This window comes from Nostoc sp. JL34, from assembly GCF_017114945.1.
Classification (GTDB): Bacteria; Cyanobacteriota; Cyanobacteriia; order Cyanobacteriales; family Nostocaceae; genus Nostoc.
The window spans coordinates 52,612-67,879 of record NZ_JABXKQ010000156.1; the positions used below are offsets into that span (position 1 = coordinate 52,612).

Sequence of the window (15,268 nt, forward strand, 5' to 3'; positions counted from 1 at the left end):
CAATTTAATCAACATCATGCACGATTTTTTTCCCCTCCTCGCCATGCCAAGCGAAAAAGCAAGAAAGTGTCACACTACTTTCGGAGCTTATCAGAGCTTACTACTTGTAGTTTACTGCCGTAGGCATCGCATCCCGTTTAAATCACAAAAGGTTCAAGTTCACTGTTATACCACTCTTCTTTAACCCGTTCAGTAATCAGCGGTCTGATGATAAACTTGGGTGGGCGACCATCCAGAACATCAATCCGCACGCATGAATAAGGCAATCGATTCTGGAAATTGTAGTCATGACGACCCACAAAAAGCATTGAATCTGCAACTTTCCGAGTGGGTTTACCTGGAATCTCAGCAAAAGTCTCCATCAATTCAGTCCCCCCTCGCCGTTGATAACGGGGACGATGACCGCTACCACCAGAGATAATGCAGTTAATGTGGGAGTCAGCAAATCCGGTATCAGTTGTGCAAAGATGCTCCAAACAGTGAGCGTGACCGTTTAAAATCAAATCGACTATGGGACGTTCTTTAATTAGAGAACCAAGAGTTTCTGCCACTTGTTCAAACACCCAGCGCAAGCTGTGGCGAACCGCCAAGGTTTGTGCTTGATTCCACTTAGTAGCTTCTGTAACGTAGGGAGGATGGTGGAAAAAGATTACACGTCCGCGCACTTCAGAGGTGTTCCAAGATTCGATTAGTCTGCTTCGCAACCATTCAAGTTGTTCAAAGTCGTTCGCAGGCATTTTATGAGATGCTAATTGTTTCTCAATATCGATTTTGATCTCATTTATTTGGTCTAATTTGGCACTAAGCTCATCGAGTTGTTCCGCTTCGCTGGGTTTATCCGGGTTGAGGCGTAGCTTGCCGCCGTAGGCATCGCATATTTTCAAAATCTGCAATTCTTCTCGATCTATCTCATGACGACGCTTTCGCAATTCCTGACGATAAATTTCCCCTTCTTGAGTTGCAGGTAAAGGTGACGGTGTATTAAAGGTATTAGAATCCAGTGCGAAAAAGTCAATCCCACCGTAACGAAAGGTGTAATAGCGATTGGGTAAGCGGGTAAACTGTCCAGGTTCATAACGCAAACAGCGTCCTGTGTCGGTCTTAGCAGTGTAATGGCGATCTAAATGACGTTCTAACTCTGGTGGGGACATCGCCGCCGTGTAGTCCATAAATGCTCGTGCGTATGCATTCCCTTGATACGATCCATGCCAGCCAATCTCGATATCTTTGTAGCGGAACAGGCGACGTAGTGACGATGTTGTGCCAGTAAATAGACGGTACATCAATGGCACATCGTAGTAATCATGATTACCAAGTACTGGCAAGAACGGCAGATTAAACACCATCCGATCGTAGGGAATGCCTTTCGGGTTGTCGCCACCTACAAGAAATTCCCGATAAGGCTCAATAAAGTTTGTTGAATAATACTCTTGAGAACCCACCACATAGATTACATCGCCTGTGTGCAACACAAAACTGCAATCATCGCGGTGAGGAAGCATTAGTTCGGCAACTTTTCGTTGGGGGTGGTGTCGAGAATGGGATTTGGTACCGGAATCACCGAGAACCATAAAGGAAAATTCTGGATTATCCTGCCTGCGATCGTCAATAACTATACTGGTTTGGTCAATTCCCCGTTGCACAAAACTTGGATGCATCCACCGCACCCGTTCCTTCATCTTTTGAATTTTTACAGGAATCGGTGGATCGGAAATCAATTTCATGGCTGATAACTCTTGAATGCTTAACGCACACGCCGATTGTAACGAAATATTTATTTGTCATTTGTCATTTGTGAATAACCAATGCCCAATGAACAATCCTTACGGCAAATTTTCTCGCAGTAATGCTCGAAAACCTGCTTGTTGAAAATGCTCATCAGCAGTCAGTGCTTCAGTGATTCCGCTATATTCCATCACAATAAAAGATACGCAATCGACAAATCCCCATTCTTTCTCTGTTTGTTCGCGATATAGCTGAAAAGCACGTTCGTAGAGTTCTTGGGAGAGGGGGACAATTTCTACTTTGGAGTCTGCTACTAGAGAATTTAATAATATGATTGCCGCCTGACGATAAGGTTGTTGGGATAAGGCATTGCCAATTTCCAACATTACCGCCTGTGTTGTCACCAAACGAGTTTCTGCTGCTTGTAACATTTTAGCCAGATGTAAGGCTCGGTCGTGCAAGCGATCGCTCGGTGCAGATAAGGCAATGGCAAATGATGTATCAAGAAAGACTTCAGAATGCATGAAAAGTTTATTTACTGTACAAATATTTATCTATATTGGCAGACCAATCAGGTGGCCCATCTAAATTGAGCGATCGCGCCGTTTGCAAAAATGATACCGTTTCATGTTCACTTGGCGATAAAATTTCAATACTGATTCGCACGCGGGTATTGATTGGCAGTGCGATCGGTTCAGCCGGATAGAACACTTTGCCATTAAACACGGCTGTGATTTTTTCTACCATTTTCCTCAAAAATTGCTTCTAGTCTATCCTAAGCTGGTTGTAGTGATACGGGTAGGGTAGACAACGCTATAACTAGTGAAGATACGTATACTTCTCTTACAAATTATCTCGATTTTTCAACGGGTCGCGCCCAAAATTCCCCAATTTCAGCTTTAGCTTGTTGGGTAGGAATGGGCGATCTGGGACTGGGTACTGGGTACTGCAAGAAAATTTGCCAATACGATTTAGGCATTGGGAAGAAACTTGTTCAAAAATTCCCCCTTGTCCCTATTCATCTTTCCCAGTCCCCAATTCAAAATTGTCTAAGCCACTAACTGAACCACGCCCCACTGTCCATTTGTCAACCAAGAAGAGTCAGATTTTGCTACTTCCTCAATAACTTCTGGTTTTAAATCGACTGCTATTTCTGATTTCAGGGTGCGTAGAGCTACCATTGGCAGGGGTAAGTAGCAGACTATATCTGCAATGTTAGTGGTAAAGTCCCAGTGGCGTAGGTGCAGCGCGTCGTAGACATCGCCTAATAATTGGCGATAATTTGCATCTCCTTTGACTATAACCAAACTCGCATTGGCTAACTCATTTTTGAGGAGCATGAAAATAAAGTCTAAAAGCTGGGAATCCTGTTGCACAAGATCCTAGACACCTGCCAATTGAGGAACGTCATGCTAATGGTATTGACCTTTTAGCACAAAGTATTGACGAAGTTCTAGACCACCTAAAATAGAATAATATTCTTTTAAATGCTTGGAATTCAGACTGATCGCAAGCATTTTTAGCAGTGCGTTAAGCTGAGTGGTGAGCTATGAAAGATTGGGAATTGGAGACAGAAGTAAAGCTTTTATTAGAGAAATGCTAAAGTTATTGAAATACCGACCTAATTCTGCTGTAAATCCGTTACTAACTTGGCAAACCTATATTTTAGTTACATGAATCATTAGTATTGCCCAATGATGTCATTTGTAACTCTACCGCGTTGACGTAACTTGGATCATTCAAAACTTGCGCTGGTACTTTATTAGCCTTGACAGCAGCCTGAACCACATCTTTCGCAGTCAAGTTTCCGCTTTGGTATCTGAATAACAAAGTGCCTCCACTGGGAATACCCTGCTCTTTTAAATAACCTTGATAAGCTAGAAAAGCAATATTGAAGGGTTGCAGATATTTGGCATCTGTGGAATTTTTGCGTAAAGTATTAGAGTTGGCATCTGTATTTATTTGTCCGCCACCATTGTTAGGATTAGGTGTTTGAGCGCCAGCAATTCCAGGTGCAAAAGCAATAGAAGCAATGATAAATGCAGAGTTGAACAAGGTTGTGAGTTTCATAATTTTATCCTCAGTATTACTAGTTTAATTAGCGGTGAAACTGTAAAAAATATAAGTTACAGTTCAAAAGCACAAAAGTAACTTAGAATATTCAAAGATTACCAAAACCCATCATGTAATAGGCGATAAAAGCAGTATCAAAGGGTTTGAGATAATTGACATTCGGGGAATGTTTGGGGTAAGTGTCAGAAGTGATGGCTGTGTTGATTAATGGGCTATTGTGATTCTTGGCTTTATGAAGGCTAGTGATTTTAGGCATAGAACTAATCCCAGCAACAATATGTGCAAAATTTATCAAATTTATGAGTTTCATAGAGTTATCTCAATTAGAGCAAAGGGCAATCAGTATTCTCTAGTAATAGAGTCCACTGTTTTATTAGTCTCAACCTTTGATGGTCAGTTCATCTGATGGGTTGATTTGTTAATTATCCAGAGGGATGAGTCAAATTCACCCAAATTGGGGAAATTGGGAATTTGGATAAGGTTTAGTAAGAACTTAAAAAGCGCAAAGATGTACTAGATAAAATCCTTGACTAGTCAGCATTTATAGAAGTGCGATCGTTCTCTCAGATATCTAGATATTTTTTCCTTGAGGCTATAATCCGAAATCTAACTTTGTTTTGGCTAATTAACTTTCCATACCAATATGCTAGAAAATATTTCCGATATAAGCAAATGTTTTTAATTTTCAAATTAATAAATAAAAGTGATTCCAATTAATATCTAGAGGGAAATACCGACAACGCATTGCCTCTTCGTGACCTCTGAACTCTCTCAGCAGCGTCACAGGTTACATAAATTCACTACAAATAAGCTGATAGTGTCAAAATGTTATGTGTATAGTTTATTTACAAAGTCATTTATGCCGAAAGCAATTTGGAATGGAACTGTTTTAGCCGAGAGTGATAATACTGTAGTTGTGGAAGGCAACCATTATTTCCCTGTTGACACCATTAACAAGCAGTACTTCACCGAAAGTAATACCCACACTACTTGTCCTTGGAAAGGTGTCGCCAGTTACTACAGTATCGATGTTGATGGGCAAATCAATAAAGATGCCGCTTGGTACTATCCCAGCGCTAAGGAGAAGGCTAAGAATATTGAAGGCTATATCGCTTTCTGGAAGGGTGTAAAAGTCGAGGCTTAATAAAGGTTCCTGGAGTTATTTTAGCTTCAGGTAATTGATATTACGTCCGACTAATTGCTCATAAAATACTTAGCCTGCACAGGCGGGCTAAGTATTTAAACTACTTACGAATTTATTCTAGTACGTAATTATACCTTCGCCTTGCGAAATGCTGCTTGCTTTCTCTTCGCCAACCAACCCAGACTACTAGCAAATATAGTACCAGTGATCGCACTGGGTTCAGGTACTGGTCTTGAGATAAGAATATTATCGGTCATGAGAATTATACTGCCTCCATTATTGCTACCACCGCTAATTTGCCCAGAATTGCGGTTGGTGGTGCTATCAGGAATCGTTGCATTACTATCATTGATTATCGTCAGTTCACTAAACATTAATATCAATACTATTGTTGCTGCTGATAGTGCTATTGATAAATGTTAGCCTACCAATACCAGTATCTATTTTAACATTGTTGCAGGCTCAAAATCTAATTAAAAAATTTTCAGAAGGCTGTGAAATCTTGCCTTTATCGCTAGAAATGCTTCAATATGTAGCTAAATTGCGCTTAGGCATAGCCCGTCGTAGACATAACTACTTGTTCTCATTTTGAGATAGATAGTGTTATCGTTGCCAGTGGCATTCTAATTATGAATTATCAATTTTTAATTAGAAGCTGCCTTTCCGGCTACTGGAGAAATTATTTCCTCCAGCGTTTGAAGTAACTCTTGCTCGTTATAAGGTTTAGAAAAGTAAGCTCGCGCCCCCAATTGCATAGCTAGTTGCCGATGTTTATTACTGCTACGAGAAGTCAGCATCGCAACTGGAATATTTTTTGTATCAACGTCTGAATTTACCTTACCTAAAAAGCCATAACCATCAAGGCGAGGCATTTCAATATCACAAATAACTGCCTCAACTCTCAATCCACTATGGAGTTTTTCTAAAGCATCTTGACCATCTTTAGCTTGCTCTACTTGATACCCTCCTTTTTCCAGGGTCAGAGCTAAAAAGCGGCGAACATTAATCGAGTCATCTACGATTAAAATTGTGCCTTTCTGCTTAACAGATGCTGCTGATATTTTCTCTTCATCAAATATGAGGAACGGTGTTTTTAACCTTGCTGATGGTAATTGAGTACCTCTAGGAGTCCGCCGATTTGTAGCAATCCAATACAGTAACTCATTGACATTAACTAGTGGCACTACTCGACCATCACCGAGAATTGTGCAGTTACTAAAACCTTCAGGCAAAGGTATATTTCCCTCAACTTGGCGAATAGCAACTTCTTGTTCACCCCAGCAACGGTCTATTTGGATTGCTACTGGCTGATTATTGCCTTTTACGACTAAGACGCTGTTAGTATTAATGGCTGCTGGAGTTTCCAACTCTGGGCTATCATAGCGTAGGCAATTAAACTCTAAATAGCGAGTCAGGCGAATCAGTGGCAGCATGGTTCCTTGCCAATTTAGAACTTCGCTACCTGCCATTTGGAAAACTCGCTCGTCTTGGAGTAAAGATATTTCTGAAATGACATCTGTGGGAAATGCCAATAGAATCTTGTTGATTTCTACTAGCAGAACTCGGGCAACGGAAAGTGTAAAAGGTACTGATAAGGTGAAGGTAGTACCAACTCCTGGTTCTGTATCAACTTTGACATCTCCTCGAATTAGTTTGAGGTTGTTCCGAACCACGTCCATACCAACACCGCGACCAGATAATGCTGTGACTTGCTCGGAGGTGGTAAAACCTGGTTCAAAAATTAGTGATAACAGTTCTTCATCACTAGCATTAGCGAGTAGAGAAGCATCCAATCCCATCGCTAGGGCGCGGGTGCGAATTTTCTCCAGAGAAATGCCCCAACCATCATCACGGATAGTAATCAGCGTGCGATTACTGCGGTGAGTAGCTGTAATTTCAATCAATCCTTGTTCTGGTTTACCCAAAAGGCGACGCGTGGTAGAGTCTTCGATACCATGATCGAAGGCATTCCTTAACAGGTGCATTAAAGGTTCGTTTAAGGCTTCTAAAATGCTGCGTTCAATTAAAGTGTTGCCACCTTCAATTTTTAACTGGACATTTTTCCCATACTCTACATTTAAATCGCGTAAAGCTCTAGGAAAACGTTCGACTAAATCGGATAGTGGCCGCATCCTGATGTGATTTAGCTTTGTCTGTAACTGTTTCGATGTTTTGTTGAGTTTACGAGCAATATGGTCTGTATCATCTACACTAAGTTGCACATCTGTTGTGACTTCCTGTACCTGAACAATGGTTTCCATAACTTCCTGCGATCGCAGGTTTAAATCGTTATAGCGATCCATTTCTAAGGCATCAAATTCCCTGTCTGCGTCTTGTGTTTGGTGGCTATTTTCATCTTGCATTCGCACCCCAGTAAACATCGCAGCTTGAGTGGAAATTTTGTCGGATACTATACGTAATTCCTGGTTTTCGCGGTCGAGAACTTGGACTCGCTGGTTGAGGTTACGAACGAGTTTGCGTAATCTTTCTAGTTGCGAGTTTAACCCATTCCGCTGAACAATCAGTTCACTAAATAAATCATTAATCTGCTCTAGTTGTTTGCTAGGAACTCGGACGGTATTTTCATGAATTTCCCGATCTTTTGTAACGCCAACTGGCTCTCCTTTACTTTCACCAAATTTAGTATCAGGAGGATTATCTTCTCTAGCAAATATTGTATTGTGCTCGGTGACATTGACAGCATTTACATCATCGGCAAATTCTGCATCCACAAATGTAAATTTGGCTGCGATACTTGCGCTGGGCTGTGCCAACGCTTCATCCTTAATCCAAGTTTCTGGAGTTATTTCTCCTTGCCAAACAGCTGTTGGCACTACTTCTGTATCGAGGATATCTGTGGGGAGAAGTTGTGGTATTACTTCTGCTGGTAATAGTGGCTGGGATTGCGTATAACTACCCAAGTCAATTTCTGTAGGCAAGTTATCTAGCTGATTTGTCAGCACCAAAGCTTGCGATCGCCGCCATGCTTGCAATGCTAGGCGGGCAATTTCGGGAATGTGTTCCCCGAAGGGGTTGTCGTTGGCGTTCGTCGCAGACAAGCCTCTCGTAGAGAAGACATTGCTACTAACAGTTTCCAAATGCTGCGTTACTGACTCACAAAGCTTGGTAAAAGCTGGCAACTGGAGCATTTCCCCCAAACCACCCAATTCAGCTGCCATGATCACAACTTCTTCATGTAAACCGGGCTGTTCGCTATCTGCCAATATAGATTCTAAACGCTGCAAACACTCTTCTACTTCTGTTGCAAATAGCAAGGGGATAACGTCTTGCCCGTCCTCTGGGGATAGCATGGTTGAGGCATCCTCAGGGGTGGGGTCGCCCAAGCGATCGTGCAACTCATCAAAAATTGGGTAACAAAAGGTTGCTAACCACTGATCTTCGACAACATTCCCTTCTGCAAGCAATTCTACAATCTGACGCAGCCAGTCAACTCCAGATAGCAATAAACTTTGTAACTGAGTATCAATTTCTAGAGAATTTTTTTTAGTTTTTAAAACTTTAAAGGAATCTTCCAGACGATGAGATAAATCACTTAGCGATCTAAATCCCATCATCCCCGCGCCACCTTTGATAGAATGAGCGGCCCGGAGTGCAGCATTGATTTTATCCAAATCGATGCGGTTACTAGTATCGATTTCTAGTAATACAGTTTCTAAGGTATTTAAGTAATCAGTTGCTTCTTCCAGAAATTGCATCTGGATTTCTAGTTCTTTATCTTGTAGCATGGTTTTTGTCCTTAGTCATTGGTCATTGGTGAGCCAGTGTGGTCTTGGGGGTTTCCCCCATGAGCAACTGGCGAACCCGAAGGGTCATTGGTCATTGGTCATTAGTAAAAGGACAAATGACAACAGAAAAATAACAAAAGTCATTCGTCATTGGTCACTAGCAAAGGACAAAAGACAAATGACAAATGACAAACTTAACTAACTTTGAAAGCCTCGACAGTCTCTTGCAACTGCTGTGAAATCTCCACAGTTTGTTGCAGAGATTCGGAAACTTGTCGAGAAGAATCGCTGGTGCGTTGTGATATAGCAGCGATATCTTTCATCAATTGGCTAACACTTTGCGATGTTTCAACCTGAGATGCAGTTGCAGTAGAAATTGACTGCACCAAGGAGTCAATTTGAGACGATACATTCAAAATTTCACTCAGACTTTGTTTAGCATCTTCCACAATTCGAGTCCCTTCTACCACTTGGGTGGTTCCTATTTCCATCGCCTGCACCACTTCACTGGTTTCTCGTTGGATATTTTCAACAATTTGTTCAATTTCTTGGGTTGCTGCGGCACTCCTGACTGCTAATTCGCCGACTTCTTCAGCAACAACAGCAAAACCTTGACCTTCTTCACCCGCACGTGCTGCTTCAATACCGGCGTTGATGGCAAGCAAGTTGGTTTGAATAGCGATTTGGTTAATCAAAGAAACCACGCGAGAAATTTGTTGCGAAGACTCTCCCAAACGTTTCACTTTCTTAGCAGTTTCACCCACGGTTTCCCGTAAAGAGAGGATGTTTTGTACTGTTAAATCCATCGCGTGTCCACTCTTGGTGGCCGTGTGGGCGGCATGGTTAGCAATGAAAGCGGCTTTTTCGGCACTTTCGGCTACGGCTTGCATGGATTGGGTCATTTGGTCAACAGCATCAAGGGTGCGGTTGATTTCGGCAGCTTGGGTAAGTGCTTCTTCTGCTAGGTGGCGGATGGCTCCTTCGTTAGAGCCAATGGCACTATTCACATGGATGGCAGCTTGTTTAACTTGGGTAACAATATCCCGCAAGCTTTCGACAATGGAGTTGAAAAAGTCGGCAACAGTGCCTATTTCCCCAGCAGTTACGTCTGCACGCACTGTCAGGTCGCCTCTGGCTGCACCTTCTACGTCGTTGAGTAGTTGTAAAAGTTGTTGTTGCAGTGTTTCTTTTTCTTGCCGTTCTTCGTCTGACCCGGTTACAGGAACATTTCTGACTTGTTCTATCTCTTCTAATAACTTGGCTTGTTCTAAGGCATAGCCGACTTGAGTTGCTATCTGTTGAAACAAGTCAATTTCCGGCTGTTGCCAAACACGAGGAGTTTCGCAATGATGAGCAATTAATAAGCCTAAAAGTTTTCCTTGGGCAAGAATCGGTACGATTAAATGACCTTTGACGGCAAATTTTTCCAAAAGTTGGATGTAACCATCGGCATTTTTCAGGCTTTGGTCTTGATGAATATTGGCGACTGCTTGCACCTCTCCATCGTGGTCACTTTCTAGATAACGTTCTCGAAAATAGGGGTCATCAATTTGCACTCCCAGCATTTCCGGCCAATTACCAGTTACTGATTCTGCAACGACAACGCCAGCCAAAGTACCTGGATTCAGACTATAAATGATTACCCGGTCTGTTTTTAGGATTTGTTGAACTTCTTTGACTGCGGCGTGATAAATATCTTCAGTTTTGAGAACTTTCCGAATCCGTAGGGTAATATCTGCTAGTAATTTTGCCCCTTCAACGTCTAGTTCCTGTTGCTGTTCCTTAACTAAGACCTGCAATTGTTCGGCCATCAGGTTGATATTTGCACTCAATACCCCTAATTCGTCTTCTCTTTCAATTTCCAGACGGGTATTAAATTTACCTTGACCTAACTTTGCTAATGCCGCAGTGGCATTGAGAATTGGCTGTGTAGTCAGTTTCGCTAACCGAGATGCGATCGCACCCACAATCAATGCTGTCAGTGCTGTGCCGATGGCTATAGTCCACAGTAATTGTCTTTGCGGCTCAAATACAATTGCGGTATCTGTAGCTAAAAGTACCTGCCAGTTTAAATTTGGTAAACCATCTAGTGTACTAGCTGGTACATAGCTAACTAGTTCTTGTTTTTTGTAAGTTTTGGGAACTTCTATAAAACTATCTACCTTTTTGGCTGCTAGCAGTTTAGGTAAATTAGAATACTCTCCCTTGGCCTGTTTCCCTAATAATTCCTTTTGGGGACTTAAGAAAACTATTCCTGAAGCATCGAGCAAATGGTATTGTTGTCCGTTAGCTACGTAGTTTTTGATGACTTCCTCTAAAGATTTTACGGGCATACGTGCTTGTACCACGCCAATAGTTTGGCCCGTCCTTGTCTCTTTCACAGGTGCAGCTAGATAAATACTCACTACACCAGTATTTTTTGCCGCTTCCGGTTTGCTGATGACAGGAGTATCTTTTTGCAAAGCATCTTGAAAATAGGTACGGTCTTTTTGATTTTCCAGGGTTTCGCCTGTGGACTGCACAATCAAGTTACCTTGGCGATCAAAAACAGCAATACTGTCATAAGCTTTGTAAGCTTCGACAACCCGATCTAGAACTGCTTGCTTTTCTTGAGTAGTGATGCTGACACCAGCTTGGGGACTTGTCAAAAATAGCAAGTTTGATATTACCTGAATATCTCCGTAGCGTCCCAGCATGAAGCGGTTAACTTTATCGCTTAAGCCAGTGGCTTCGGCTTGTTGAGATTGGGTAATTTGCTTAGTAATGGATTTGTTAGCAAAACCAAAAGCGATCGCACCGATGCCCAAAACTGGTATTGTACCGATTGCGATCGCTAAAATAGTCGCTTTCTTAACCAATCCCAGCCTTGTAAAATAGGCAATACCCTGATTCAAAGAAGAATTATTAGCACTTTCAGTAGTCAGCTTAGTTGGTAGTTTTACTACAGTTCCAATAGCTTTTTGAGATGAAATCAATGATGCTCGATTTTGAGCGCTATTACCTTGATTCGTGTTGGTTTTATTAAACATAAAAGTAGTTCTCCTAAGTATGTGAATAAGAACACTAAAAAGCTGTTTTTAGTAGTACACTCTAATCACTGCGGAGAATGGAAGACTGCACAATCGCCTGTGCATCTAATACTAGTAATATTTCTTCTTGTTGCACAACGCACCCACATAAATAAGGAACTAAACTGGATGCCACTTGTCCTATAGGAGAATGAATATCATCAACTATGAACTTGGTTGTACCTTTTATTTCTTGTACAACTAAGCCCAACACTAATGATTCCACTTTAATAACGATCACATTGTACTGCCGCAGTCGATAATCTAGGGATTCTAAATTGAGTATTCTGGGCAAATCAACCACCCAAATTATCCGACTCCGCCAATTCATTAATCCTAATATGCAGGACGGCATATTGGGCATTGACGTAATAGATTCAACAGGCACAAGAATTGCTTCTTGCGTATGCTTCATTGATAAAACAGCAGTTGTTTGTTGATTTAGCTGAAACTTCAGATAACCATCTGCTAAATTATTTGGAATCGGTTTTGAAGAAAGAGTAATGTTTGTACTAGTCATTGATTCAAATTACCACTGATTTAATAGTACGTAGGAGATGTTCGCGGGTGTAAGGTTTAGTTATATAGGCATCTGCACCTTGTCTCATCGCCCACAAACGGTCAATTTCTTGATTTTTAGAACTACAAACCACAATCGGCACTTTTGCAGTAATTGGATTTCTTCTTAGATAACGACACAATTCAAATCCACTCATTTCTGGCATTACGACATCAGTAACGATCGCATCTGGTTTTGCTAACACAGCTTTTTCTAAACCTTCTTTTGCACCACTTGCTTTAATTACGTTGTAACCACTTTCTTTGAGATAATGGCTCATTAATTCCAATTCGCTGGGAGAATCTTCTACAATCAGAATTGTGCCAAGCAAAGTCAGGCTCACTATTAAATCTCCTAAAAAAATAAATTAAGCATATTTTATTATTTTTATTTACCTTGTTTAAATCAACCAAGATGTTTAAAAACCATTTTTAGCAATTCTGATTGCGTAAAAGGCTTGGTCAAATATCCTGATGATCTGACCATTTTAGCCTTTGCCCTGTCGATAAATCCTGTTCTACCTGTTACCATAATGATCGGTGTATTTTTAAAAGCTGAATGTTTACGTAATAAGGAACATAGCTCGTAACCATCTAAACTTGGCATTTCAACATCTAGCAAAATCAGATCGGGTTTACTCCGCAAAATTTGCATTAAAGCTTTTACCGGATCGTTGATCATCACAACTGAAAATGTGTTTTCATCCAAAAAGTGTTTGATGGAATTCAAAACTGTTTGGCTATCATCAATGCAGGCAATTGTATATAGTTTTTTGCCAACAGATGGCTGAGTAGTTTTATTATTCTCAGGAATATCAAAATTGATTGGTATCGGCAACTTTTGCCCAAGTTTTATTTGCAGTTGTGCCTGAACTTGAGACGGTTGTGTTGTAGACAAAACTTGGGAACCCCCACCAGCCGGAATTGATGACTGGATATTTTGCCGATTTCGTAACTGCTTTTGACAGTGTTCGACGAGTAACCGTAAGTCTAGGCGACAAAACTTTGGTAGTTCATCCAAAGAGCTTTCTGGACTGAATTCATAGCTACCTTCTTTTAAACACAGAAAGGATTCCATTACTTCTTTTGCCAATTCGTCTATCAGGCTTCCTGCTTGCACAGAGGTGATATAGTCCTGATTGACTAACCAACAAATAGCTTGGTAATCCGTATTTGGTATTGCTTGATGTTCATTCTTCGTCTCGAACATCAGCCGCATCTGCACGCGAGTGGCGCTGTTGAGAGCAGGAATTTGCTGGCTCAAGCGCCGCAAGTGACTGTCAAGGCGCTCAAACACTTTATCTGAATAGGAGGCATAAGTAAGTTTACCGTCCTCTAGATAGATTGACCAAGAAACTATCCCGGTAAATACGCTTAAGCAACCGGTAGCACGCCGACTAGTTAATTGTGCCAACAGAGATAGCGGATGTAGTTTCTGGAACAACCTGTAGCTACCTATAGGAGTTGTGCTCATTTTGCTTTTACTCAGCTAAATTCGATCCGTGTAAGCTAAATTCGTGCAGAGTTCTTCCACAATAAAAATTAAGTAAAAGGCTTCAAGATTTTGTATTTTAAAGTACACAATTTTGACCTCTAGGATTTGTGGTAAAACTCAACGAAAGCTGCGTTATTTTCAAATGCTCAAATCTCAGTAAATTCGTAAATTGTTATTAATTTACTTCCAGTTACTGAGATTTATAGACATTCTGGAAAAATAAGACATAGAAATGTCAAGACTAGATGAAGCCACTTTCCATTGAGTAACCCCATTCTGACCACAGGAATAATACTGATTTTCTTAAAATAATATCTTTGAACTTCTGTATTTACACTTAAGTAAAATATAGTCTTTAAGCATATAAGTACTAAAGAAAGCCACTTTTCATTAAGTAAACCCATTGTGACCACAGGAATAATACTGATTTTGTTGACAAAAATAAAACAAAAATCTAAAATCAGGAGTCAAAATGGTTTAAGTAAAATTTTATACTAAAAAGTTGTTTTATTGCTTTGGCACAACTGTTTGTCCAAAAAATTTGCGCTTAATTGTTGATGAATGCGATCGCGCACCTGAAGCACCTTGTCAAAAGATTCAATGCCAGTTTCAGATAACAGGAGGATGCGATCGCTCCCGGATTAGCATTCTGGAACTGTCATAAACTCCTTGATTCATCCGCTAGTCGCATAGAATTTATTCTGAATTCTTTCTTGATAAAAAACCTGCCATTCACAGGCAATACAATACAATGACAAAAATTGAGTAACATTATGCGTTATTCTGTATTGGCCACTGACTACGACGGTACACTAGCAACTGACAATCATGTAAATGAAAATACTTTGGCAGCACTTTCACGTCTGCGGAGTTTTGGTTACAAACTCATCTTAGTGACAGGTAGACAGCTAGACGAATTGCTGCAAGTTTTTGCACAAGTAGATTTATTTGATTATGTAGTAGCAGAAAACGGCGCTTTGCTGTACTCACCAGCCAACCGTCAGGAGAAACTATTAGGTTCGCAACCACCAGCAGAATTTATTAATGCATTGCGCGATCGCCAAGTCAAGTCCCTGTCAGTTGGTCGGGTAATTGTCGCCACTTGGCATCCCCAAGAAACCATAGTTTTAGAAACTATCCGCCACATGGGATTAGAATTACAAGTCATATTGAATAAAGGTGCAGTGATGGTGCTACCTTCAGGAATTAATAAAGCCACAGGGTTAGCAGCTGCTTTGGCTGAGATGCAGTTATCACTTGAAAATGTAGTCGGGATTGGTGATGCAGAAAATGACTATGATTTCCTGAGTGTTTGTGGTTGTTCAGTCGCAGTTGCCAATGCTTTACCCATGCTCAAAGAGCGTGTGGATTTTGTTACTAATGGTAGTCGTGGGGATGGTGTTACAGAACTAATTGAAAAACTCATCAACTCAAATTTAGCTGAATTGAAGCATTAATT

At 40.9% G+C, this 15,268-nt stretch carries 14 protein-coding genes and 1 pseudogene; 3 read left to right on the forward strand and 12 right to left on the reverse strand.

Translation table 11 applies throughout. The annotated features are described in order from the left end of the window. Positions 1-137 precede the first annotated feature (137 nt). From HWQ44_RS28510 to HWQ44_RS28535, 6 genes and pseudogenes are all read right to left on the reverse strand, one after another. Positions 138-1,724, reverse strand: coding sequence for a metallophosphoesterase (locus HWQ44_RS28510; protein ID WP_292725321.1), 1,587 nt, complete (start codon positions 1,722-1,724; stop codon positions 138-140). A gap of 99 nt (positions 1,725-1,823) precedes the next feature. Then, positions 1,824-2,249 carry a type II toxin-antitoxin system VapC family toxin gene (locus tag HWQ44_RS28515; RefSeq protein WP_292725322.1) on the reverse strand — a complete coding sequence of 142 codons (426 nt, stop codon included), beginning with the start codon at positions 2,247-2,249 and terminating at the stop codon, positions 1,824-1,826. A 7-nt stretch (positions 2,250-2,256) separates the two neighbouring features. Then, on the reverse strand, positions 2,257-2,472 hold the full coding sequence (locus HWQ44_RS28520; RefSeq protein ID WP_292725323.1) for a hypothetical protein: 216 nt from the start codon (positions 2,470-2,472) through the stop codon (positions 2,257-2,259). Positions 2,473-2,774: 302 nt separating this feature from the next. Next, positions 2,775-3,059, reverse strand: a pseudogene (locus tag HWQ44_RS28525) (ARMT1-like domain-containing protein); the annotation flags it as partial. 331 nt (positions 3,060-3,390) lie between these two features. Next, a complete protein-coding gene (locus HWQ44_RS28530) occupies positions 3,391-3,795 on the reverse strand; it encodes a hypothetical protein (RefSeq protein ID WP_292725324.1) in 405 nt (134 codons plus the stop codon). 91 nt (positions 3,796-3,886) lie between these two features. Next, positions 3,887-4,108: a hypothetical protein gene (locus HWQ44_RS28535; RefSeq protein WP_292725325.1), complete on the reverse strand. Its 222-nt coding sequence runs from the start codon at positions 4,106-4,108 to the stop codon at positions 3,887-3,889. Between the two features lie 549 nt (positions 4,109-4,657). On the opposite strand from HWQ44_RS28535, the gene HWQ44_RS28540 reads away from it, so the two are divergent. After that, the gene (locus tag HWQ44_RS28540) at positions 4,658-4,942 is read left to right on the forward strand and encodes a DUF427 domain-containing protein (protein ID WP_292725326.1); all 285 of its coding nucleotides are present in this window, start codon (positions 4,658-4,660) and stop codon (positions 4,940-4,942) included. Positions 4,943-5,070: 128 nt separating this feature from the next. Here HWQ44_RS28540 and HWQ44_RS28545 read toward each other — a convergent pair whose 3' ends face one another. The 6 genes from HWQ44_RS28545 to HWQ44_RS28570 form a co-directional block, all read right to left on the reverse strand. Further along, positions 5,071-5,316, reverse strand: coding sequence for a PEP-CTERM sorting domain-containing protein (locus HWQ44_RS28545; RefSeq protein WP_292725327.1), 246 nt, complete (start codon positions 5,314-5,316; stop codon positions 5,071-5,073). A gap of 270 nt (positions 5,317-5,586) precedes the next feature. Beyond that, positions 5,587-8,688: a hybrid sensor histidine kinase/response regulator gene (locus HWQ44_RS28550; RefSeq protein WP_292725328.1), complete on the reverse strand. Its 3,102-nt coding sequence runs from the start codon at positions 8,686-8,688 to the stop codon at positions 5,587-5,589. Positions 8,689-8,882: 194 nt separating this feature from the next. Further along, positions 8,883-11,717 (reverse strand): methyl-accepting chemotaxis protein, encoded by a 2,835-nt coding sequence (locus HWQ44_RS28555; RefSeq protein ID WP_292725329.1) that lies wholly within the window; start codon positions 11,715-11,717, stop codon positions 8,883-8,885. Between the two features lie 61 nt (positions 11,718-11,778). After that, on the reverse strand, positions 11,779-12,276 hold the full coding sequence (locus tag HWQ44_RS28560) for a chemotaxis protein CheW (RefSeq protein ID WP_292725330.1): 498 nt from the start codon (positions 12,274-12,276) through the stop codon (positions 11,779-11,781). A 4-nt stretch (positions 12,277-12,280) separates the two neighbouring features. After that, positions 12,281-12,658, reverse strand: coding sequence for a response regulator (locus HWQ44_RS28565; protein WP_292725331.1), 378 nt, complete (start codon positions 12,656-12,658; stop codon positions 12,281-12,283). A gap of 62 nt (positions 12,659-12,720) precedes the next feature. Beyond that, complete coding sequence (locus HWQ44_RS28570) at positions 12,721-13,788, reverse strand: response regulator (protein ID WP_292725332.1); 1,068 nt, start codon at positions 13,786-13,788, stop codon at positions 12,721-12,723. Between the two features lie 523 nt (positions 13,789-14,311). Here HWQ44_RS28570 and HWQ44_RS28575 point away from each other — a divergent pair. Both HWQ44_RS28575 and HWQ44_RS28580 read left to right on the forward strand, forming a co-directional pair. Further along, positions 14,312-14,473 (forward strand): hypothetical protein, encoded by a 162-nt coding sequence (locus HWQ44_RS28575; RefSeq protein ID WP_292725333.1) that lies wholly within the window; start codon positions 14,312-14,314, stop codon positions 14,471-14,473. Between the two features lie 109 nt (positions 14,474-14,582). Further along, entirely contained in the window at positions 14,583-15,266 is a 684-nt protein-coding gene (locus HWQ44_RS28580) for an HAD family hydrolase (protein WP_292725334.1), read from the forward strand. Positions 15,267-15,268: the final 2 nt, after the last annotated feature.